16 protein-coding genes are annotated in these 24,634 nt (G+C 39.7%); all 16 read left to right on the top strand.

Annotated features, from left to right (window positions below; translation table 11 throughout):
- The first annotated feature begins 181 nt into the window (after nt 1-181).
- Nucleotides 182-2,530, top strand: coding sequence for a TonB-dependent receptor (locus tag A3GM_RS0110165; protein ID WP_018363262.1), 2,349 nt, complete (start codon nt 182-184; stop codon nt 2,528-2,530).
- A gap of 100 nt (nt 2,531-2,630) precedes the next feature.
- Nucleotides 2,631-3,863 carry a hypothetical protein gene (locus A3GM_RS0110160; protein WP_018363261.1) on the top strand — a complete coding sequence of 411 codons (1,233 nt, stop codon included), beginning with the start codon at nt 2,631-2,633 and terminating at the stop codon, nt 3,861-3,863.
- Between the two features lie 346 nt (nt 3,864-4,209).
- The gene (locus A3GM_RS0110155) at nt 4,210-5,067 is read left to right on the top strand and encodes an enoyl-ACP reductase FabI (RefSeq protein ID WP_018363260.1); all 858 of its coding nucleotides are present in this window, start codon (nt 4,210-4,212) and stop codon (nt 5,065-5,067) included.
- 397 nt (nt 5,068-5,464) lie between these two features.
- Entirely contained in the window at nt 5,465-7,429 is a 1,965-nt protein-coding gene (gene thrS / locus A3GM_RS0110150) for a threonine--tRNA ligase (protein ID WP_018363259.1), read from the top strand.
- Between the two features lie 174 nt (nt 7,430-7,603).
- Complete coding sequence (infC, locus tag A3GM_RS0110145; protein WP_018363258.1) at nt 7,604-8,296, top strand: translation initiation factor IF-3; 693 nt, start codon at nt 7,604-7,606, stop codon at nt 8,294-8,296.
- An 80-nt stretch (nt 8,297-8,376) separates the two neighbouring features.
- A complete protein-coding gene (gene rpmI / locus A3GM_RS0110140; RefSeq protein ID WP_009228896.1) occupies nt 8,377-8,574 on the top strand; it encodes a 50S ribosomal protein L35 in 198 nt (65 codons plus the stop codon).
- Nucleotides 8,575-8,611: 37 nt separating this feature from the next.
- Nucleotides 8,612-8,956 carry a 50S ribosomal protein L20 gene (gene rplT, locus A3GM_RS0110135; RefSeq protein ID WP_009228897.1) on the top strand — a complete coding sequence of 115 codons (345 nt, stop codon included), beginning with the start codon at nt 8,612-8,614 and terminating at the stop codon, nt 8,954-8,956.
- Between the two features lie 566 nt (nt 8,957-9,522).
- The gene (locus A3GM_RS0110130) at nt 9,523-11,457 is read left to right on the top strand and encodes an ABC-F family ATP-binding cassette domain-containing protein (protein ID WP_018363257.1); all 1,935 of its coding nucleotides are present in this window, start codon (nt 9,523-9,525) and stop codon (nt 11,455-11,457) included.
- 121 nt (nt 11,458-11,578) lie between these two features.
- The gene (locus tag A3GM_RS0110125; protein ID WP_025830079.1) at nt 11,579-13,618 is read left to right on the top strand and encodes a M13 family metallopeptidase; all 2,040 of its coding nucleotides are present in this window, start codon (nt 11,579-11,581) and stop codon (nt 13,616-13,618) included.
- A 577-nt stretch (nt 13,619-14,195) separates the two neighbouring features.
- Nucleotides 14,196-16,043: a peptidase U32 family protein gene (locus A3GM_RS0110115; protein ID WP_018363255.1), complete on the top strand. Its 1,848-nt coding sequence runs from the start codon at nt 14,196-14,198 to the stop codon at nt 16,041-16,043.
- Nucleotides 16,030-17,040 (top strand): beta-carotene 15,15'-monooxygenase, encoded by a 1,011-nt coding sequence (locus A3GM_RS0110110; protein WP_018363254.1) that lies wholly within the window; start codon nt 16,030-16,032, stop codon nt 17,038-17,040. The genes A3GM_RS0110115 and A3GM_RS0110110 overlap by 14 nt, the downstream gene beginning before the upstream one ends.
- Before the next feature lie 147 nt (nt 17,041-17,187).
- Complete coding sequence (locus tag A3GM_RS0110105; protein WP_018363253.1) at nt 17,188-19,254, top strand: TonB-dependent receptor; 2,067 nt, start codon at nt 17,188-17,190, stop codon at nt 19,252-19,254.
- Nucleotides 19,255-19,261: 7 nt separating this feature from the next.
- Complete coding sequence (locus A3GM_RS0110100) at nt 19,262-20,509, top strand: MFS transporter (RefSeq protein WP_025830080.1); 1,248 nt, start codon at nt 19,262-19,264, stop codon at nt 20,507-20,509.
- Entirely contained in the window at nt 20,490-21,860 is a 1,371-nt protein-coding gene (hemN, locus tag A3GM_RS0110095) for an oxygen-independent coproporphyrinogen III oxidase (RefSeq protein WP_018363251.1), read from the top strand. The genes A3GM_RS0110100 and hemN overlap by 20 nt, the downstream gene beginning before the upstream one ends.
- A complete protein-coding gene (hemG, locus tag A3GM_RS0110090; protein ID WP_018363250.1) occupies nt 21,861-23,252 on the top strand; it encodes a protoporphyrinogen oxidase in 1,392 nt (463 codons plus the stop codon). It abuts the gene before it with no gap.
- Between the two features lie 135 nt (nt 23,253-23,387).
- Nucleotides 23,388-24,455, top strand: a complete 1,068-nt coding sequence (locus A3GM_RS0110085) for a chorismate mutase (protein ID WP_018363249.1) — start codon at nt 23,388-23,390, stop codon at nt 24,453-24,455.
- Nucleotides 24,456-24,634: the final 179 nt, after the last annotated feature.

Below are 24,634 nucleotides of genomic sequence, written 5' to 3'. Positions count from 1 at the left end.
TTAGTATCTAATTGCATTGCTTTTGAAGAGCAATAACAATGCTTTTATATTGCAGTATCACAATAATTAGGTATCGTTCAGTGTTTTAGTAACTTGCACTTGTTGTGTTTACCTACTTTAAGGTATTGTGTAGTTGCTTGCGTTATTTTACTTTTGCACCGAAAACAAACTTAATTTTAAGATGAATATCAAAAGAAGCACAGCGTGGCTTATTGGTGTTTTTGTCCTACTACCACAGGTCAACTATGCTCAAAAAGTACGAGTGACAGGAAAAATAATCGACAAGTCTAGCAAAGAAGCAATTCCCAATGTAATTGTTTCAGTAGAAAATAATGCCCAAACAGCCTTAACCGACTCGTTAGGAACCTATGTTTTAGAGCTAGAAAAAGGCAAATACCAGTTGAAATACCAATCTATAGGATATCAAACGCAAGTGAGCCGTGTGGCAATTAACGATACATTGCCATTGCAACGCAACGTTGTTTTGGTGCCAACAGCTATTCATTTAGATGAGGTGACAGTGACAGCACGAAACGAAGCACGCCAATTGCGAGAGAGTTCGATGCCCGTTTCGGTGATGACCTCAAAAGAATTAGAGGGCACAGCATCGTCTATTAACGAAGTGTTAGCACGCACAGCGGGTGTAACTATACGCAATACGGGTGGTGTGGGCAGTGCTTCACGCATGTCGGTACGTGGACTTGAGGGCAAACGCCTTGGTCTTTTTATAGATGAAATAGCTATAGGACAAATGAGTAACTTTGTTTCTTTGAATGATATTCCTACCGATATGATCGAAAGAATTGAAGTGTATAAAGGTATTGTGCCCTATAAATTCGGTGGAAGTGCATTGGGTGGAGCCGTTAATGTGGTGACAAAAGAGTATCCACCGATATACTTTGATGCCTCATACGAAATCGCTTCGTTCAATACACACAGACTAAGTACGGTGCTAAAGCGCACCCATAAGCCTTCAGGATTGCAGTTTGGAATAGGCGGTTTTTTGACTTATTCGGATAATAACTATGTAATGACATTGCACAACCTTAACGACCGCCGTGTGAAACGTAATCACGACACTTTTAAGAAGTATATTTTGGGAGGATCGCTAAAGGCCACTAAGTGGTGGTTCGACGAACTAAAGCTAGAATGTAGTTATACTAATACACATCAAGAAATACAGGGAATTGATTTAGATGTGCGTGAAGCGTTCAATAAATCGAATTCTGTTCTTGGCGAATTGAGTGCAAAGAAAGAGCAGTTTTTTATCGACGGATTGGCTTTCGACTTTGATATTGCTTATAGTTATGGCAAATATGGTTTAGTAGATAAAGCTCTTCAGGTGTACGACTGGGATGGAAACGTGCGCCCTTCTCAATCACCTTATGGCGGAGAAACAGGCATTCACCCTTACGACGGGCATAATGTTAGTCATAATATTATGGCAAAGCTCAATTTAAACTACACCCTCGACCAACACAATTCTATCAACCTTAATATTCATGAGGCGCACACTCGACTGCTTCCTTGTGACAGTTTGATGGATAAGTCGTTTGGTTTTAGAACACAGTTTAATAGTAGAATGAACAGCTTAACAGCTGGATTGTCATACGACTTGATGCTCTTCAATAACAAATTCCAAAATGCTTTTACTCTACGCTATTTCCTTTTCAATTCAAAGACACAGCAACTTCCATCGTTTTATGTGTCTACTCCCGAAACAATTTATTTGAAAAAGAACTATATTGGTTGGAATGAATCAATGCGATATCGCATCACCCCCAGTCTAATGATAAAGGCATCGTATAGCAATGAAGTGCGAATTCCAACCACAGAAGAGTTGCTTGGCAATGGATATTCTATTCTTCCTTCACCCGATTTGGCTCCCGAACGAGTGCAAGGGGTAAATATTGGAGCTTTATATCGTAAGAAACAACGAAACGAAGGCTATGTAGAAGCAGAAGTGAATCTATTTTATAACAAGCTAAAAGAAATGGTTCGATACATGCCAACCATGATTCCAACCATGGCAAAGTATGTCAATTTTGGTGAAACAACAACCTATGGAATTGAAGGAGAATTGAAATTAGATGCCTTTTCGTGGTTGTATGTGTATGGAAATGCCTCGTATCAAGATTTAAGAGATAGTCGAAAGGTGGTTAAAGGCTCTCAAATGGCTAATCCTACTTATAAAAAACGAATTCCAAATGTACCCTATTTGTTGGCTAATGCTGGTTTTGAAATGCACAAAGAAAACCTCTTTGGAGGCAAAGGAAATAACACTCGACTACTTGTTGATGCCTCTTATATTCATCAATATTTCTATGATTTTGAGATGAGTATATATCAAGATCGAAAGATTCCCACATCTTTTACATTCGATGCAGGGCTCGAACATAGTATAATGAATAGGAAATTGACCTTCACTTTAAAGGTAAAGAACGTGTTTAATCGTGAGACAGTAACCGAATTGAATCGCCCTTTGCCAGGTCGTTCAATAGCGTTTAAAGTGCGTTATCTTCTTCGTTAAAAGATAAATGCTGTTTTTTGAATCATAAAATGCTTTTAATGATCTCATGAAAGACTAACAGAAATCAAATTCAATACAAATACTTTAAAACATAAAAACAATGAAAAAACAATTGTTATTTGGTGCTTTGGCACTAGCTTTTTGTGTGAGTTCGTGCGACAATAACGACAATCCAACTCCTAATCCCACCCCTCAAAAAGGTGCTTTCGATGCAACGATGTTAATATCTACAACAGTTGTAAACCCCGATGGCACATCAGGAAAGTGTTATGTGCAGGCTATTAACGACACAACTGCAATGACGATAGACAACAGTAGAGCCATTCCTGGTGGCTTTGGTAATCCTTTCACCGTGCAAGGAAAGAATATTTACATCTTTCCCGACTACATGGGAACATCTAAAGCAGAGCTAACTCGTTATCAACTCGATAAAAATCATCAGTTTGTTAAGCAGGGAACACTTGCTCTACCCGCAAATTCAGCCACCTCACAAGTGCTTGAGGTGAACGATAGTATTGCGTATTTGTCTTGCCAAAACTTAGGAAAATTGCTCGTATTTAATTTCAATAAGATGCAAATGCGTGGCGAAATAGACCTCAATAGCTATGCACAAGATGGCCTTCGTGTTGGTCCTTCGTGCATGGTACAACGAGATGGCAAAGTGTTTGTGGCGCTTTCGCAGTTTGATGCCAATTGGATGCCTCATAAAAATAGCGTAGAATTTGCACTGATTGATGCTAAAACACACAAGGCAGAGAAGCTTATTAAGAACGAAACTATTGGAATGTCGTTCCCAACTCGCCCCATTACAAACGGAACACTATTTGTAGATGAGAAAGGAGACATCTATTTCTCTTGTCTAGGTTCATTTGGATTTATTCCAGAATTCCATGCAGGTTTCGGTAGAATTAAGAAAGGTGAGACCGAAATAGATGCGACTTATAAAATTCGTTTAGATGAAACTAATATTGCAGGACTAGATAAAAAAGGTGATTATGTTGCTGCAATGCAATATGCAGGCAATGGAAAAGCTTATACATACATCAGTGTTAGCGCTCTAGATCCAAAAGCTTTAGCAAATCCTTATAGCGCAATTATCGCTTGTCCTGTTGAAGTTGATCTATATAATCGCACGCTAACACTTATCAAAGACTTGCCCATTTCAAATCCACATAGTATCGCAATTGGTAAATATAAAGACCTTGTTGTGTATGGTTGTGGTAATGCTACCTCTACAGGCTTCTACTATTTCAATACAACAACACGCAAAGCATGGGGACCAGTTATTAAAACTGTGGGCAATCCAAGCTCTATCTTCTTTACGAAAGATTAATCTTAAAAAATAATCAGAATGGGTTCTGCTCTTAAAGTGAAAACTTTGGGGCAGAACTTTTTTGTTAGTGCAATTGAAAAGGGTAGTAAGTGCAAATTGACTTACATGCTTTTAGGGAATAACCATAATTTGTTGAACTCACTTTGTTTAATGTAAAAGAGTTTACTATTTTGTAAAACTAAGCTCTATAATGCTTAAAATTAAAATCTTTTAGCCTTGATAATGAGTGAGATATGCAATCGGAATGATAGTGGTAATGAGGCTGAGTTATATCGTTTTAGCACATTTTTCTTGCGAGTGAGCAATAAAAGTAGTACTTTTGCATCATTATTTATCATACAAAAATATGGCATACAATTTATTAAAAGGTAAACGTGGAATTATTTTCGGTGCATTGAACGATATGTCAATAGCATGGAAAGTAGCAGAAAGATGCGTAGAAGAAGGAGCAACCATAGCACTAAGTAATACAGAAATGGCACTTAGAATGGGTGAAGTAGACGAGCTTGCTAAGAAACTTAACGCTCCAGTAATTGCTGCAGATGCAACAAACTTTGAAGATCTAGAAAATGTTTTTACCAAAGCACAAGAATTATTGGGTGGTAAAATAGACTTCGTTTTGCACTCAATCGGTATGAGTCCTAACGTTCGTAAACGTAGAACTTATGACGATTTAGATTATAATTGGCTCAACAAAACACTTGATATCTCTGCTATATCATTTCATAAGATGCTACAAGCAGCTAAAAAGCTTGATGCAATTGCAGAATATGGTTCGGTTGTTGCATTAACTTATGTAGCTTCTCATCGTACATTCTTTGGTTATAACGACATGGCAGATGCTAAAAGCTTGTTAGAAAGCATTGGAAGAAGCTTTGGTTATATATATGGTCGTGAGAAAAATGTTCGTATTAATACCATTTCTCAATCACCAACTCCAACAACAGCTGGTAAAGGTATTAAGGATATCGACGACATGATGGACTTCGCAGATAAGATGTCACCATTAGGAAACGCATCTGCTGATGATTGTGCAGACTATTGTGTAACTCTATTCAGCGACCTAACTCGCAAAGTTACTATGCAAACACTCTTCCATGATGGTGGTTTCTCTAACATGGGTATGAGCTTGCGTGCTATGAATCAATATAGTAAAGACTTAACTCCATTCGAAGACGAAAACGGAAAAGTGATTTATGGATAATCACCTCTTCTTTTTTAAGTCTATTGAATGGTATCAATAGCATAAAATAAACTCCACTATGGTTATTCTGTAGTGGAGTTTATTTTTTGTAAATGTAGAAAAGTGAAACATATAAGCGTGATTTCTTTGTTTAAGAGAAGGAGAATAGAGAATGTGAGGTTTTCGTTCTTGGCTTTGGTATGCCTATGTTTTGGGTTTCTCTTTTTGTTTTTTCATATAGTTATATAGGTCATTTGGGGGTAGTACCTTTAGGTTTAATTTGTAGGAAAGTGAAGAATGTGCGGAAAAAGGGAGTGGGTTGATAGAAAAAATCGATATATTAATGTGTAAAAACATGACGATTTATCAAAAGAATATACTACTTTTGCATTCAATAAAATATAAAAACTAATTTGTTATGGTTAAAATTACATTCCCAGACGGCTCAGTTCGTGAATACGAAGCAGGCGTAACTGGTCTTCAAATCGCAGAGAGCATATCGCCAGCTCTCGCTCGTGACGTTGTATCTTGCGGGGTTAACGGCGAAACAACCGAGTTAAATATGCCTATAAACAGCGATGCTACTATTGCGCTTTATAAGTTCGATGACCCTGAAGGCAAGAAAACATTCTGGCACTCATCGGCTCACTTGTTGGCAGAAGCATTGCAAGAGCTTTATCCTGGTATTCAATTCGGATTCGGTCCAGCTATTGAAAACGGTTTCTTCTATGACGTAATGACAAAAGATGGCGTTTCTATTAGCGAAAATGACTTACCAAAAATCGAAGATAAAATGCGTGAATTGGCTAAGAAAAACGAGCCAATCGTGCGTAAAGACATATCTAAGGCTGATGCTTTAAAAGAATTTGCAGCTGACGGACAAGAATATAAATGCGAACATATCGACTTAGACTTAGAGGACGGAACAATCTCTACATACACTCAAGGTGCGTTTACCGACTTGTGTAGAGGTCCACACCTTATGTCTACAGGAGCTATTAAAGCCATCAAACTAACAAGTGTTGCAGGTGCTTTCTGGCGTGGTGATGCAGAGAAAGACCAAATGACACGTATCTATGGTATCACTTTTCCAAAGAAAAAGATGCTCGATGAATATCTTTTAATGATCGAAGAGGCTAAGAAAAGAGACCATAGGAAGATTGGAAAAGAGATGGAACTCTTTATGTTCTCAGACAGAGTGGGTAAGGGTATGCCTATTTGGTTGCCTAAAGGAACTGAACTTCGTTTGAGACTTCAAGATATGTTGCGTAAGATCCAAAAACGTTTTGGATATCAAGAGGTGATGTGTCCTGTATTAGGAGGAAAGAACTTATATGTAACATCTGGTCACTATGCACACTATAGTAAAGATGCTTTCCGCCCAATCACAACTCCAGAAGAAGGCGAAGAATACATGCTTAAACCAATGAACTGCCCTCATCACTGTGAAGTATTCGCATGGAAACCACGTTCTTACAAAGATCTTCCTTTGAGAATTTCTGAGTTTGGAAACGTATATCGTTACGAAAAGAGTGGTGAGTTGCATGGTTTAACACGTGTAAGAGCGTTTACTCAAGACGATGCTCACATCTTCTGTCGTCCTGATCAGGTGAAGAATGAGTTCTTAAGAGTAATGGATATCATTCAAGCAGTGCTTAAAATATTCGACTTTAAGAACTTTGAAGCACAGATTTCTCTACGTGATCCAAATAATAAAGAAAAGTATATTGGAAGCGATGAGGCATGGCACGAAGCAGAACAAGCTATTATCGACGCTTGTAAAGAAAAGGGTTTGACAGCTAAAACTGAACTAGGAGAGGCTGCTTTCTATGGTCCTAAGCTAGACTTTATGATTAAAGATGCTATTGGACGTCGTTGGCAGTTGGGTACAATCCAAGTAGATTACAACCTTCCACAACGCTTCAAGCTCGAATATACCGACGAAGATAATCAAAAGAAGACTCCTGTGATGATTCACCGTGCTCCTTTTGGTTCATTAGAACGTTTCACTGCGGTATTAATTGAGCACACTGCAGGTCACTTCCCGCTATGGTTAACACCAGATCAAGTGGCTATCTTGCCTATATCTGAGAAGTATAACGACTATGCTCGTGAGGTAGCTAGGTTCTTTGATAATAACGGAGTGCGTGCAACAATCGACGATAGAAATGAGAAAATCGGTAGAAAGATTCGTGATAACGAGTTGAAACGAGTTCCTTACATGGTGATTGTTGGAGAAAAAGAATCTGCAGAAGGTCTTGTTTCTATGCGTAAACAAGGTGGTGGAGAACAAGCGACTATGACTCAACAAGAATTTGTTGACAGAGTAAATGCTGAGGTTGCAGAAATGTTAGAGGCAACAAATATCCACCCACAAGACTAAAAATAAGTAAAGAAACATACATATCTCTACCTTATTATAATAAAAGAAGGGGAGAGTTACTAAGAACTCATTCTCAAAGAGATATCTATGTTTCTTATGATAATATCCATATAAAAATTTGGACAATAAGAATAAAAGAGTTAACTTTGCACTCGCTCATTATAAAATAGTTGAATGAAGAATGACAAAATGACCAATCAGTACCGCGTGAATGAGCAAATTCGCGCTAGGGAAGTACGTATTGTAAGCGACGGTGGCGCTGAAGTTATGCCCACACGTCAAGCGTTAGAACTTGCAAGACAGCAGGGAGTAGATCTTGTTGAGATATCTCCTAATGCCCAACCGCCAGTTTGTCGCATCATAGACTATTCAAAGTTTCTTTATCAACAGAAGAAACATCAAAAGGAAATGAAGCAAAAACAAGCTAAAGTTGATATCAAAGAAATTCGCTTTGGACCTCAAACCGACGAGCACGATTATCAATTTAAGCTTAAACATGCTAAGGAATTCCTTAACGGAGGCAATAAAGTTCGTGCTTATGTGTTCTTCCGTGGACGTTCAATCTTATTTAAAGAACAAGGAGAAGTGTTGTTACTTCGCTTTGCAAACGACCTAGAAGAGTATGCAAAAGTAGAACAACTACCAAAGTTAGACGGTAAAAAGATGTTCTTATATCTCACTCCTAAGAAAGCAGGAGTAGTGAAAAAGAGCCAACAAAAGATGGATCGTGAACGTCGAGAAGCTGAAGCAAATGCTGCAGCTAAAGAGCAAAAAGAAAACGAAATCGCTACAAATGGAGGTTTATTCGCTAACGCAAAAGGCGGAGACAGCGCTCTAAAGAAACTTGCAAGCGAAGAATCTGAATAAGAGAAATTAAACAACTAGGTGCGTAACGCCCGGTATATGCGTTGCCACTGTAATATATTAATTCATTAAATAATAAAAAAATGCCAAAAGTTAAAACTAACTCGGGAGCTAAAAAGAGATTTAAGTTCACCGGAACAGGTAAGATTAAAAGACGTCGTGCTTATCATCGTCACATCTTAACAAAGAAGACTAAGAAGCAAAAGAGAAATCTTACACATCAAACAGTAGTAGATAGTTCAGACATAAAGCAAGTTAAAGACTTGTTACGTCTTCGTTAATTAACTTTTTAGTAATCACATTTAAAGAAAGAAAACTATGCCAAGATCAGTAAATCATGTTGCATCTAAAGCAAGAAGAACTAGAATCTTAAAGCTTACTAAAGGTTATTTTGGTGCAAGAAAGAATGTTTGGACAGTAGCAAAGAACACCTGGGAAAAAGGTTTAACTTATGCTTATCGTGACCGTAGAAACAAGAAACGTAACTTCCGTTCATTGTGGATACAACGTATCAACGCTGCTGCTCGTCTAGAGAATATGACTTATTCAACTCTAATGGGTGCTTTACACAAAGCTGGAATCGAAATTAATCGTAAAGTTCTTGCTGACTTAGCGGTTAACAATCCAGAGGCTTTCAAAGCAATTGTTGATAAAGTTAAGTAAAGACACTAACGCTTTCAAGTTACATTGTTAGCGAGAAAATAATAAAAGACACTTCATTTTATGAGGTGTCTTTTTTGTTTATGCCCTCCAAAGCGATGTGCCTTTCCGCATGTTTTAATTGGTATTGCCTAACCTTTTTCTATCTATAAATAGCAAACTTTACTTGCTCAACAACCACCCTTACCTCTTTTACGAAACACTTTCAGTATAATAACAAAGCTACAAAGAATCTCTTTCATGGCAGGCGCATAGCCTTGTCATTACAAGTAAATTGCCCTTTTCTTTCAATCCCTTATTCCCCTAACAGAAAAAGCACTGCTTTTAGCTTACAATCGCATTGCTTTTACCCTCCAATTCTATAGCTTTTACCCAGCAAAAACATAGCATTTGCACCGCCCACGCATCACCCTATGAAAACAAAGTTCATCTTCAAATCTTAAAAAAATAAATATATAATCCCCGAAGTCTTACTTATTGTAATCTATTTGCCTTATTGTTTTGTGATTAGAATGTTTCTTTCTAACTTTGTATGCAGTTTCAATAATACGTAAATAGTAAATAAAAGAATGATATCTGTAGAAGGATTAAAGGTTGAGTTTAGCGCAAAGCCATTGTTTCAAGATGTGAGTTTCGTTGTGAATGACAAAGACCGAATTGCATTAGTGGGAAAGAATGGAGCAGGAAAGTCAACAATGTTGAAGATACTTTGCGGTATTCAGAAACCCGACGCAGGTGTTGTTGCCGTGCCAAACGACACAACCATTGGCTATCTTCCACAGGTGATGCATCTTACCGACGACACAACTCTTCGTGAAGAAACCCGCAAGGCCTTTGCAGATGTGTTGAAACAGAAAGAGCGTGTAACCAAAATGGAGCGTGAGTTGGCAGAAAGAACCGACTACGAGAGTGAGAGTTACATGGAATTAGTAGAGAAATTCTCTCACGAACACGATCGTTTTATGTTGCTCGGAGCAGACAATTACGAGGCAGAATTAGAAAGAACACTTCTTGGATTGGGCTTTAATAAGACCGATTTCGAACGTCCCACGTCCGAATTTAGTGGTGGTTGGCGTATGCGTATCGAGCTTGCAAAGATCTTATTGCAACGCCCCGACGTCTTATTACTCGACGAACCCACCAACCACCTCGATATAGAAAGTATCCAATGGCTCGAACAATTCCTCGTGCAATCAGCCAAAGCACTTGTATTAGTGAGCCACGATAGAGCGTTTATCAATAACGTTACCAATCGAACCCTCGAGATTTCGTGTGGAAGAACAGTAGACTATAAGGTGAAATACGACGAATATCTCGTGTTAAGAGCAGAGCGAAGAGAGCAGCAGTTGCGAGCTTATGAGAACCAACAGAAAGAGATTGCCGACATAAAAGACTTCATCGAGAAGTTCCGCTACAAAGCAACTAAGGCCGTACAGGTACAGAGTCGCATCAAACAACTCGAAAAGATCGTACCCATTGAGATAGATGAGGTAGACACATCTGCCCTTCGTTTAAAGTTCCCCCCATGCCTTCGCAGTGGCGACTATCCCGTTATTTGCAACGAAGTGCAAAAGAATTATGGCGCACATACCGTCTTTAGTAACGTCAATCTCACCATCAAACGAGGCGAAAAAGTAGCTTTCGTGGGTAAGAATGGAGAGGGAAAATCTACATTGGTGAAGTGTATTATGAACGAAATACCATTCGATGGCGAGCTGAAAGTGGGTCATAACGTTCAAATAGGCTATTTTGCTCAGAACCAAGCACAGCTCTTAGACGAATCGCTATCGGTGTTCGAAGCCATCGACAACGTGGCAAAAGGCGACATTCGCTTGCGCATTAACGACATTCTTGGTGCCTTTATGTTTGGCGGTGAGGCGTCTGATAAGAAAGTAAAGGTGCTTAGTGGAGGAGAAAGAACACGTTTGGCAATGATTAAACTTTTGCTCGAACCAGTGAATTTGCTGATACTCGATGAGCCAACTAACCACCTCGACCTCGTCTCAAAAGAAGTTCTTAAAGAGGCAATAAAGGCCTTCGACGGCACAGCCATCATCGTTTCGCACGATAGAGAGTTTCTCGATGGGTTGGTAGAGAAGGTTTATGAGTTTGGAGAAGGAAAGGTGAGAGAGCATTTAGGCGGTATTTACGACTTCTTACAATCGAAGAAAATCGATTCACTAACAATGCTCGAACTCAGTAAAAATGTGTCATCACCCGAGCCCGAGCCTGTTGAAAAGACCGAAAACAAACTGAATTATGCAGAAAGAAAGGAGCTGCAAAAGCAGTTAAACCGAATCGAAAAGGCAATAAAAGAAACCGAAAAAGATATAGAAAAATACGAAACACGGGTGAAAGAGCTCGAAGAAATACTTTTAAAACCCGAACATGCGTCAGACATGGGCTTGATAAACGAATATACAAACATCACGGCTCAGCTCGAAAAAGCCAACGAAAAATGGCTCGAGTTGTCTGAAGAAAAAGAGCAAATCAATATCGATTAGACAGAAAGAGTGGGTATCTCATTCGCAGAAATATGCTTACTCCTTATTCAATATACCGAAAAATAAAAACAAAACAATACGACATTGCCCCACAAAGGCAGGTTCATTAAATTAGAAAAGTATGAAAACAAAAAGATTAATTGCAGCTATGATGATCGCTTCATCATCTGTTGTCGGTATGGCACAAACGCAGTTAGAATCTGGGATCGACCTAACTAACATGGATTTAACTGCAAATCCTGCAACCGATTTTTATCAATATGCAACTGGTGGATGGCAAAAAAAGAATCCATTGCCTGCTGCTTATTCTCGTTATGGTAGCTTCGATCAGCTTCAAGAAGATAACAATAAGCGTATCAATGGCATCTTGAGCGACCTACTTAAGAATACTTATCCCGAAGGAAGCATTGAAAGAAAGTTGAGCGACTTCTACAAATTGGCAATGGACTCAACACGCAGAGATAAAGAAGGTGTTGCTCCTGTAACTCCATTGTTAAAGAAAATTGATGCATTGAAGAGCGTTCCCGACTTCATAAAGCTACAAATGCAATATGCAGCGTTCTCTTTTGGCGTGCCTTTTGGTGCAAGTTTTAATGCCGATGAGCGCAATGCTTCGATGAATATACTTTATCTTTATCAAGGAGGACTTACCCTTGGACAAAAGGAATACTATCTTGATACCGACAAAGCAACAGTAGATATTCGTGAAGCTTACAAGAAACATCTTATTAAAATGTTCCAACTTTTTGGCTTTAATGCTGCTCAAGCAAAGGCAAAAGGCGAGGCTGTGCTTCGTTTCGAAACCGCTCTTGCTAAGTTTTCAAAGAGTAGTACCGAGCTAAGAGATGTAGAAGCTAACTACAATAAGATGACTTTTGCTCAGTTTAAGGCTAAATATCCAAACCTACCTGTTGAGGCTTTGCTCAATGCAGAAGGTATAAAATCAGCTTATTTCCAAACTCTTGTTGTCGGACAACCAGCCTTCTTCGCTGGCTTGAACAAATTGGTTACAACATGGAACCTTGCAGATCGCAAAGCATATATGCAGTGGAGTGTTATCAATAGCTCGACAGGTTATTTGAGTAGCGCAGTAGAAGCAGAACACTTCGACTTCTTTGGCAAGACAATGCGTGGTAAAAAAGAAAATTTCCCATTGTGGAAGCGTGCTACTTCACAAGTAGAATCGGTAATGGGAGAGGCTCTTGGACGTATATATTGCGAGCGTTTCTTCCCCGCTTCATCTAAAACTCGTATGGAAGAGTTGGTGAAGAACCTCCAAATTGCATTGGCTGAACGCATTAAAGATCAAGATTGGATGACCGCAAAGACTAAAGAAGCGGCTTTAGATAAATTGAATTCGTTCTATGTTAAGATTGGTTATCCTAACAAATGGAAAGACATGTCGGGTCTAAGCATTAAGCCATCAGAGTCATATTACGATAATGTAATGCAATGTGTGCTCTACTGGAACAACAAAACAATAGAAGAAAAGGCTGGCAAACCTGTTGATAAAGACGAGTGGTTGATGACTCCTCAAACTGTAAATGCATACTATAATCCAACCACAAACGAGATATGTTTCCCTGCAGGTATCCTTCAAAGACCTTTCTTTGACCCCAAAGCAGACGACGCTTTCAACTATGGTGCGATCGGAGTAGTGATTGGTCACGAGATGACTCACGGCTTTGATGATCAAGGAAGACACTATGATAAGAACGGAAACATGAGCGATTGGTGGACTGCAGACGATGCAAAGAACTTCGATGCACGTGCAACTGAGTATGCAAACTTCTTCTCTAACATCAAAGTGTTGCCCGACTTGAATGCTAACGGACGCTTCACTCTTGGCGAAAACCTTGCCGATCACGGTGGTCTTGAAGTGGCTTTCGCTGCTTTCGAAAATGTAAATAAGAAAGAAAAGCTACCTATTATCGATGGCTTAACACCCGAACAACGTTTCTTTATCGCTTATTCTGGTGTGTGGGCAGGTAACATTACAGAGAAAGAAATACGCAGTAGAACAAAGAGCGACCCTCATTCTCTTGGTCAATGGCGTGTTAATGGTGCTCTTCCTCACATCAATGCTTGGTATAAAGCCTTTGGAGTTAAAGAAGGAGATGCGCTTTTCTTGCCTGAAAACAAACGTTTAAAATTGTGGTAAATCGCCCCTAATTTCAACTCAAATCATACAAGAAGTTCTTCACTGGCTATGTGGCTGGCGAAGAACTTCTGCTTTTTTATGCTATCATCTCTGCTTAGAAAAGAGCGACCGACAACCTAATTAGATACCAAAAGCCCATCGCCTTTTCTCTATTCTCCTTATAAATGAGAACCATTTACCCACTTCTTTCCACCCGACATCGCCCATCTGCTTTCGTATCTTAATTCTTTTTACAATCAAATGAAATCGAATCGAAAGGTAAGTACTTTGCGGTTAGCTCGGAAAAGCAATGCTATTGCCCTTTAAAAGCATTGCAATTATGCATAAAAGTCAATGTAATTACAAGTGAAAAGCATAGCTTTTAGAAACGAGGTGAAATGTTGCTGTTAAATAAGATTAGCGTTGCAAATCGAGAAATGTCAGTTTTTTTTCGTAAGTTTGCATATTAGAAAATCACCATCTTGAGGTAAAAAACAAAGAAAAGATGTCTTTTCTTGATAACACAAACGTATTGGTACAATCCAACTCGTTTTCTTTCAACACAAAACAAATAACAAATTAAGACAAAAACATTGATATGCGACCATTAGAATTGCTTGCCCCTGCAAAGAATTTAGAAACAGGTATTGCCGCCATTGAGCATGGGGCAGATGCCATTTACATAGGTGCAGAGCAGTTAGGAGCACGTTCGGCAGCAGGAAACTCAATTGAAGACATTGCCCAATTGTGCCAATATGCTAAGCAGTTCGACGTGAAAGTGTATGTAACACTTAATGTTATTGTGTATGAACACGAGATAGATTATTGTCAAAAGCTCATCACCCAGCTCTATGAAGCAGGTGTAGACGCTCTAATTGTGCAAGATATGGGCGTGTTAAAGATGGATATTCCGCCCATTGAGCTACATGCTTCTACCCAAACCGACAATAGAACGGCCGACAAAGTGTCGTGGCTTAAGTCCTTAGGTTTTGCTCGTGTGGTGTTGGCTCGTGAGCTTTCGCTCGACGCTATCAAAGCCATTCACAAAGAAGAGCCCGATGTTGAGTTAGAAGTATTTGTGCATGGAGCACTTTGTGTGAGCTATTCTGGAGTGTGTTATGTATCTCAACACAGCTTTGGACGTAGTGCAAACAGAGGTGAATGTGCTCAATTCTGCCGTATGAGCTTCGATCTTGTCGACTCAGACGATAGAGAAATAGAACATCAACGACACCTTTTGTCGCTTAAAGACATGTGTCGTATTAACGAATTAGAACAACTTGCCGATGCAGGAGCAACATCGTTCAAAATAGAAGGACGACTAAAAGACGTGTCATACGTTAAGAATGTTGTTTCGGCTTATCGCAAAAAGTTAGATAAAGTGATTGCGGCTCACCCTGAAAAATATTGCCGTGCATCGTTGGGAGCAGTGAAACACAGCTTCGACCCCAATCTCAATAAAACCTTTAATCGAGGTTTTACCACCTATTTCTTGCATCAACGAGAAAACAAAATCGCTTCGTTCGACACTCCAAAAGCCATTGGTGAACCCGTGGGAAAGGTGAAAGACGTGCGCAACAACTATTTTGTAGTGGCAGGAGTAGCATCGTTTGCCAATGGAGATGGTTTGTGTTTTATGAACGACGACAACAAGTTAGAGGGCTTTAGAGTGAATAGAGTAGAAGGAAATAAGCTCTTTCCATTTAAAATGCCACGTGACTTAAAAGCGGGTGTCTATCTTTTTAGAAACAACGATGAGGCCTTTGAAAAGGTATTGTCGAAGCCCACAGCAGTGCGAAAGATTGCTCTTACCATGCAGTTTGCCACCACTCCAAGTGGCTTTGCACTCACCTTGCAGGCAGAAGGCTATGACACTGCAAGAGTGGAGCGTGACTTTCAGCACGAAGCGGCACGCCAAAATCAATACGACAATATTGTAAAGCAATTATCGAAATTGGGTAACACCATCTTCGAAGCAGGTAAAATCGATATCGAACACGAAGCGCAAAGCCTCTTTGTTCCTTCGAGTTTGCTCGCAGATATGCGTCGTGAGGCTCTCGAACAATTCCAACCACACGACAATAGACGATTAAGAGAAAAAGCAGAAGCAAGTGGTTGCGGTGTAAATCTGCAATGGCAAAAAGAATATAAGGCCTTTCCTTATACCTATAATATTGCCAACAGCTTGGCAAAAGCCTTCTATAAAGAACAGGGGTTGCAAGATCCTGAAGAGGCATTTGAGGTGAAAGGCGACAAAAATGTACCCCAATCGTTGTTGATGCAGTGCAAACATTGTATTCGATATTCATTGGGTCACTGTGTAATTCATGGTGGAGTGGCTCCTAAATGGAAAGAACCTTTGTATTTAAAGCTATCCGACGGACGTAAATTTAGACTGCAATTCGATTGCTCACAATGTCAAATGAACATCTATGCAAGTACTTAGAAACATATCAAATAAGGCGTCTTTGCTATTGTTTTTATTGGTGTTGCTTTGTAGTTCGTGCTATCATCAGAACACAAAGAATATCAATGAGAACCTATTAGATAGTGTAGGTCAAAACGATAGCTCTCATTTCAAAGCCACACATCATTATAGTTCGAACTATAACTTTGTGGTGAAAGCCGACTCTTTGGTACTTTCTAAGCAGCAACCCGAAGAAACTCTATCGCATTTGCAAGAAGATTCGCTGGTAGTTTATAAGAACGACCATTTGGTTGTGGCTGACATTCGCATTATGTCTGCCGATAGTATCGATTCTGTATGGGTGCAAGTGGCTCGAGACCAGCAGACTTTTGGCTGGATACACGAGAGTAAACTACTTCCAAATGTAGTGCCCGACGACCCTATTTCACTATTTATATCTACCTTTTCAGATATACATCTCTTGGTGTTCTTAGTGATCATTGTGCTCATTTCGGTGTATTACATCATGCGAAAACTGTTGAGTGCGAGTTTGCCTATTGTGCATCTTCGAGATATTAACTCGATTTATCCCACCTTATTGGTGCTTTTAGTAGCTACATCGGCCACCTTTTACGCCTCAATTCAGCTCTTTGCGCCTCAGGTTTGGCATCATTTCTACTTCCATCCAACGCTCAATCCATTTTCAGTACCATTGCCTTTAAACCTCTTTTTGCTATCGGTTTGGGCCATATTATTAATTGGTTTGGCTGCAATAGACGATGTTCGCCATCTTCTACCCTTAGGAGATGCGGTGTTGTATTTATGCGGTTTGGCAGCAGTATGTGCTGTTAACTACATCATTTTCAGCGTTTCTACCTTATATTACATAGGTTATCCACTTCTTATTGTATATGTTTATTGGGCAATAAAACGATATATTAAGATGCCAAGAATAAAGTTTGTGTGTGGAAACTGCGGTATGCCACTCGAAAAAAGCAGACGTTGTAAGCATTGTGGAGCCTTAAATGAGGAGTAAATCAGGATACAAAAACTCTTCATTTTATAACATTTATTTTTCATTTAAATCACTTGTTATCAGTAATATCCTCATAAAATAGGATTTCATAAAGTGTGATATTTTCGTAACTTTGTGCCCATATTATACGAAATAGAATACATTTATATGCTTAACTCCATTTTATTATTAACAAGTTTCTTAGGAACAGCTGTGCCCAATGATGCGGATTCAACTGTTTTTAAGACTGTAGGACTTAGTGAAGTCACTGTTGTTGAATTTAAAAAGAGTAAAGAAAATCTTGCAACCAACTCTGTTTCAGTAGTGGATAGTGGCTTTATCAATCGCCACGAGCTACAAAGTATCACTGAATTAACAGCCGTAGTGCCTAACTTTTACATGCCCGAATATGGCTCAAAGCAAAACACTCCTGTTTATATTCGTGGTGTTGGAGCGAAGACAAAGGGCTCTGCTGTAGGCTTTTATGTTGATGGAATACCTCATTTTGAGAATTCTTCATTTGATGTAGACATGTCGAATATCGCCTCAGTAACGGTGTTTCGTGGTCCACAAGGCACCCTTTATGGTCGCAATGCCATTGGAGGTATTATCAACGTAACTACTGTTTCGCCCCTAACATATCAGGGAACACAATTTAAATTGGGTTATGGTAGTCACAATGATGCCCTATTTCAATTCTCACACTATAACAAGTTAGGCGCTAAAGTGGGCTATTCTGTGGCAGGAGGATATCACTATAACGATGGCTTTCATCGCAATATGTTCACCAATGAATATGCCGATCAATTGAAAGACGCTTATGGTCGTGTTGCTTTGGTGTGGCTATTGGATAATAAGTGGTTTCTTCGTGTCAACTCAATGCTCGACTATTCGAATCAAGGAGGATATCCTTATGGTAAATACAACCGCCTAACTGGTGAAACAGAACCTGTTAATTACAATCGATATAGCAGCTATCGTCGTCTACTTTCAACCTCTGGACTCAACATTAGCTATGCAGGTGAGAACGTAAGTTTTAGTAGTCAGACTGCATTCCAATATATACGAGATCGACAAGGCATAGACCAAGACTTTACTTCAAACGACACTTACTTTGTAAAGAACCGACTAAAGCAAACAATGTTAAGCCAAGAATTCATGTTAAAGTCGAATAATAGCTCACGATATCAATGGCTTTGGGGTGCTTTTGCAATGACCCAGCACATCAATAACACGGTAGAAACGCAATATATCACCAAGGATAATGCCTTTCCAACGCACTATCGCATTCCTGTTAATGCACTTGCGATCTATCATCAATCAACCATTAAGTTGTTTTCAGGCTTTAGTTTCATTGCAGGATTGCGTTGGGATTATGAAAATTCGACCCTTAAATACTTGCGAGAGACCTATCAATTGAGTACAGATGGGGCACGCACAGAGGTGAAGAACGTTAATAGTTCATTGCATTTCAATCAGATAACGCCTAAATTTGCCTTGCAATATCAAGACGAACGCAATAATAATTCGTACTATTTCTCTGTAACTCGAGGCTATAAGGCTGGTGGTTTCAATCAAACTTTCCAAAAAGAAGAAGAAACAAGCTTTGGTCCTGAATACAATTGGAATTACGAATTAGGCGGGAAGGTGCATCTCTTGAAAGATAAGCTCTATGCCGAAGCTGCGCTATATTATATCGATTGGCGTCAACAACAAGTGAATCAAACAGTTCCAGGCGTTGGAAATGTTATTCATAATGCAGGCCATTCGAGCAGTAAAGGATTTGAATTGGCTTTGAATAGCTCGCCTTTGAAGAACTTAAGCATTGCTCTTTCGTATGGATATACCTATGCAAAGTTCATAGAATATCAAAAATCGGCAACATTAAGCTATTCGGGTAACATGCTTCCAATGGTTCCTCGCAACACATTATCATGCTCGGCAAGTTACACTTTATATCCTTCTTGCGCCTCATTTATCGACAAAATAGTGCTAACTGCAGGCTTAACAGGACTCGGAAAGATATATTGGGCAGAGGATAATGAGGTTGCTCAGAACTTTTATGCATTGCTTAACGCTAAGATAAGCATAACAAGTGGAATCTTTACATGGGAGTGTTGGGGTAAAAACATCACCGATACGCATTATAATACCTATTGTTTTAAGTCGTCTGCAGACTATGCTCAGATTGGAAAACCAGCTTATTTCGGGACTTCTTTGCTTGTGAAATTCTAATGAATAGATGAATTCAATCCAACCAGAATATATCAATCGACATAAAGGGAGCGTCTTTACGCTTTGTACTTTCTTTTGTTTGTACATCGCACAAGCCGTTCCTTCGAGCTTTCTTTCAACGGCTTTGCAAGTCTTAATGCGTGAGAATAACTTCTCATTAACCACTATTGGGCTCTTGCAATTAGTGAAATTGCCTTGGATTATCAAGTTTCTTTGGGCGCCAATGGTTGACAGACGCTGTGTAACTGTAAACGATTATAAACGCACCATCATTGTTTCTGAATTGGTATATGCAGCTCTTTTGCTTACAATAGGATTCTTACACGTTTCAACCGACATTTATTTTATCATCTTTTTAGTGGTTCTTTCATTGGTGACATCAGGCACTCAAGACGTTGCGACCGATGCTTTAGCGGTGCTAACATTTAAGAAAAGCGATAAAAGTATGGTGAATAGCATGCAATCTATGGGTAGTTTTGGAGGTGCATTGCTAGGCGGTGGGGTGCTATTAATGGCGCTACATCGTTATGGTTGGCAAACAGTTTTACCCTTTTTAGCCATCTTTGTGCTCATTGCATTATTGCCCTTGCTGTTTAATAAGCATCTTACTATCAACGAAAAGCCCAAAGAAACAAAGGCTAAGAAAGCCGATTTCATTTGGTTTTTCACTCAGAAAGGCATTTGGAAGCAAATCATTTTCCTTGTAATATACTATGCAGGAATCTTCGGAACCTTATCTCTTTTGCGCTCATTCCTTGTAGATCACGGCTATAACATGAAGGAAATAGGCTTGATTAGTGGCATATTAGGAACTGGAGTAGCCTTTTTTGCATCGTGGGGAGCAGGCTTTTTCGTGCGAAAATATGGCGTATTCAAAGCCAGAATCGCCTTTGCGAGCGTTATTCTCATCACCACTCTCTACTTTTTCTTAATGCTTTCCGACGCTATCACAACGCTTCGGGTTTGCATTGGCGTTGCTCTTTTGTGGGCAACTTACGGCATGTGCACCATAGTGGTGTATGTTTCGTCGATGGAAAGGGTTCGACCTGGCAGAGAAGGAACCGACTTTACCATTCAAACTGTTATCACACACCTTAGCGGAATGATGATGGCTGTAGTCTCAGGAGCCATTGCTCAGCACTATGGTTACCGTCTTTTCTTTGCTATAGAGATTGCTATTGCGTTAGCATCTCTTGTTTATATTCTCTCAGTTTTCAAACAAAAGGAGACCAACAATGAACGAACAAGTAATTAATAAATATAATATTCCCGTACCAAGATATACGAGTTATCCGCCAGCTAACTACTTTAAAGAACTCAACGACACTGAGTATCTCTCGGCAGTAGATGCTTCTAACGATGCAAGTAGAAACCATGTGTCTTTTTATTTGCACATTCCTTATTGCAATCATCTATGCCATTATTGTGGATGTAACTCGTATGCGATGGCCAAAGAACAGCAAGTTGATAAGTATGTTGAGGCTTTACATCGTGAAATAGATATCGTTGCGGCTCACATCGACAAAGCCAATAGACGCATATCTCAGATTCATTATGGTGGAGGAAGTCCTACATCACTGCCCATTCACTATATCAAAGAGTTGAATGAGCACATGTTATCGCTGATGCCCACTATCGAAAAGCCCGAGATTGCCATTGAATGTCACCCAGGATATCTCACTGAAAGCGATTGGAATGCATTGTGCGAATGTGGTTTTACACGTTATAGTTTGGGCATACAAGACTTCAATAACGATGTATTAAAAGCCGTAAACCGACTTCCTTCGCTTATTCCTGTACCCGAAATACTTTCTATTTTAAGAGCACATCAAGCCACAATCAATATGGATTTCTTGTTTGGTTTGCCCTTACAAACCCCTGAAAGCTTCGAAAAAACAATACAAAAGGCAGTAGAAATGCAGCCCGACCGCCTCGTAACCTTTAGTTATGGGCACGTTCCATGGGTACATACGCGTCAATTGATACTCGAAAAGATTGGCTTACCCACTGCAGATGTAAAGCAAGAGATGATGACTCGTGCCATTAACGTATTGCATTCGGCAGGTTATAGAAGTATAGGTATGGACCATTTTGTAAGACCTAACGACGAACTAAGCGTGGCTTTAGATTCTAAACAGCTACATCGTAACTTCCAAGGTTATTGCACTTTGCGCACAACAGGACAGGTTTACGCCTTTGGAGTAACGGGAATCAGTCAGCTTGGCAATGCTTATGCGCAAAATGGACGCAATATTACAAAGTATATCGATTCGATATTGAACGACAACAAATTAGATATTGAACGAGGATATATCCTCTCTTCGCAAGAACAAGTGGTGAGAGAAGTGATCGAAACCATGATGTGTAACAATGAGATAGAGTGGAACAAGCTTTCAAAAGAATTGAATTTGTCGGTAGAAAGCANACAAGCCACTCTCAACTACGATGTAGCCAAATTGCAAGAGATGGCGAACGATGGCTTAATAACCATGACAGAGCAGGGTATAAGCATGACAACAAGTGGCTCACCATTCGTTAGAAACGTTGTAGCTTTGCTCGATCCGTTGATGAAAAACAACAATAAACAATATTCAAAGCCTATTTAAATGAATACAGAACGAAAAGAATATACGAAAGATATTGTTGTGATTGGGGCTGGAATAACAGGCTTAACCACTGCTTATTGGCTGAAGAAAGGGGGAAAAGACGTTGAAGTTCTTGAGAAAGAAGAGCGTTTTGGCGGTCAAATTCGTACCTTTAACGTTAATGGTTACTTGTTTGAAAGCGGACCAAATACAGGTGTTTTGTCTTCTCCAGAGGCGGTAGAGCTGTTCAATAGCATTGTAGCCGATTGCCAAGTGGATATTGCTCGCAGTTCGGCAAAACGTCGATTGGTTTGGAAAAAAGACAGTTTTACAGCCCTTCCCACCTCTCTTTTAACTGCAATAACAACGCCTTTGTTTACAACTTACGACAAGTTGCGTATCTTAGGCGAACCTTTCAGAGCAAAAGGTAGTGATCCTAACGAGTCAGTAGCCGACATGGTGAAGCGAAGACTGGGCAATTCGTATTACAACTACGCTGTAGATCCATTTATTGCAGGCATCTATGCAGGTGATCCTACAAAGCTAATCACTCGCTATGCCTTGCCAAAACTCTATCAATTAGAGCAAAACTATGGCAGTTTTATACGTGGAGCGATCAAGAAATCCAAAGAGAAAAAGACCGAAAGAGAGCGTCTTGCCACTAAAGATGTGTTCTCTCCCAACCACGGAATGGAGCAAATTATCAAGGCTTTAGCCAAGAATATTGATGAGAAAAATATTGTTCTTGGAGCCAATAACCTTAGTGTCTCGCCCCAAGAAGATGGCTCTTATTCAGTGACTTATACCAATTTGCAAGGCAATGAGTGCGTAGTGAGAGCCAATAAGGTCATTACAACCTGTGGAGCTTATGCCCTTCCGCAAGTCCTTCCCTTTGTAACAGAGGCAGAGAAGCAGGCACTTAGCAACTTAACTTATGCCCCAGTGGTTCAGGTAGGCGTTGGAATTAAATATGTAAACACCCACACTTTGAATGCATTTGGAGGCTTAGTGCCCACAATAGAGCAACAAAAGCTACTCGGAGTGTTGTTCACTTCGGCATGTTTCGATAACCGTGCGCCCCAAAATAGCACCACTTTGTCGTTTTTCTTAGGTGGAATGAAAGACCAAGACATGGTGAATAAGAGCGATGAAGAGATCGTTTCGCTTGTGAAAGACGCTTTGCATCGTATGCTAAAAGTGCCCAACGATGTAGAAATAGAAGCGATAAAGATTTCGAAACATCAACGAGCTATACCTCAATATTGGGCAAATACAGAAGAAAGAATAAAGGCTGTGCAAGCCGTTGAACAACGATATAAAGGCTTAATTGTGGCTGGAAACCTTCGAGATGGCATCGGAATAGCCGACAGAATCAAACAAGGTACACTGGTAGCACAAAGTATTTTAGGGTGAATTTGAACTCTTTCAAGTTCACCTTTTTTCGTCCTTCTCTTGCAATAGCATTGCTTTTAAAAAAGCATTCATTCGTTTGGATAGATAATTGAAAAGTAATACTTTTGCAAAAGAAAGACAGATTTATATAGAAGAATGAGTAAAAACACCGAATTAGATATACTTCCATTACCTTTTTTAAGCGAAACAGAGCTTCCAACTCTTATTGCTGGGCCATGTAGTGCAGAGACTTTAGAACAAGTTTTGCACACAGCTTACGAGCTAAAGCAAATGGGTTGCCGTGTGTTTCGTGCAGGAGTGTGGAAACCCCGCACCAAACCTGGAGGCTTTGAGGGCAATGGTTGCAAAGCACTTCCTTGGATATTAGAGGCTAAAAGGCAAACAGGTATGCTCACAGCAGTAGAAGTTGCCACCCCAGAACATGTGGAACAGGCTTTGAAATACGAGGTCGATATATTGTGGATTGGAGCAAGAACCACCACGAACCCATTTGCAGTGCAAGCGATAGCCGATGCACTCGAAGGCAATAAAGACATTTGTTTATTGGTGAAAAACCCCATTAACCCCGACATAGAGCTATGGATTGGAGCCTTAGAGCGTTTTAATCGTGCAGGAATAAAGCACTTAGCGGCTGTTCACAGAGGCTTTTCGAGCTATCAAAGTCAAACCTATCGCAACCTGCCTATGTGGCAAATTCCTATTGAGTTGCGTAGAAGAATACCCCAATTGCCCATTATTTGCGACCCAAGTCACATAGGTGGCAAGCGCAATCTCATAGCCCCTCTTTCGCAACAAGCCCTCGATTTAGGTTTCGATGGATTGATGATTGAAAGCCATTGCAACCCAACTGAGGCATGGAGTGATGCTGCTCAGCAGGTGACTCCCTGTCAATTGCAAGATATTATCAATGGTTTGGTGTTGCGAAACAATTTCGACATCACTGAAGATATTCATTTGTTGCGCACCCAAATAGACGAGTTAGATAAGCAGTTGTTGCACTTGTTGGCAGAGCGAATGGGCATTTCGAGGCAGATTGGTAAGTATAAGAAAGAGAAGAAGATGACTGTTTTGCAGACACTTAGATATAAAGAACTGCTCGATAACAGATGTGCTCAGGGCAAAGCAATGGGACTTAACGACGAATTTGTTACCAAAATATTCGAAGCTGTGCACGAAGAAAGTATCGAACAGCAGATGTTATAAAAATCATTCTCAATCCCTTTATTTTAGGCACATTATCGAGTTGCCTTGTAAAAGCATTGCTATTGCACTCCAATAGTGATGCTTTTGCTTATTAAAAGCATTCCTTTTACAAGTAAAAAGCAATGCTTTTATTTTGAAATATATTAACAATTAAAAGCTATTCTCTTGTTAATATTTCT

The organism is Hoylesella nanceiensis DSM 19126 = JCM 15639, from assembly GCF_000379965.1.
Taxonomy (GTDB): domain Bacteria; phylum Bacteroidota; class Bacteroidia; order Bacteroidales; family Bacteroidaceae; genus Prevotella; species Prevotella nanceiensis.
The sequence above is the reverse complement of the archived record's forward strand: the minus strand, read 5'-3'. Positions and strand labels throughout refer to the sequence as shown.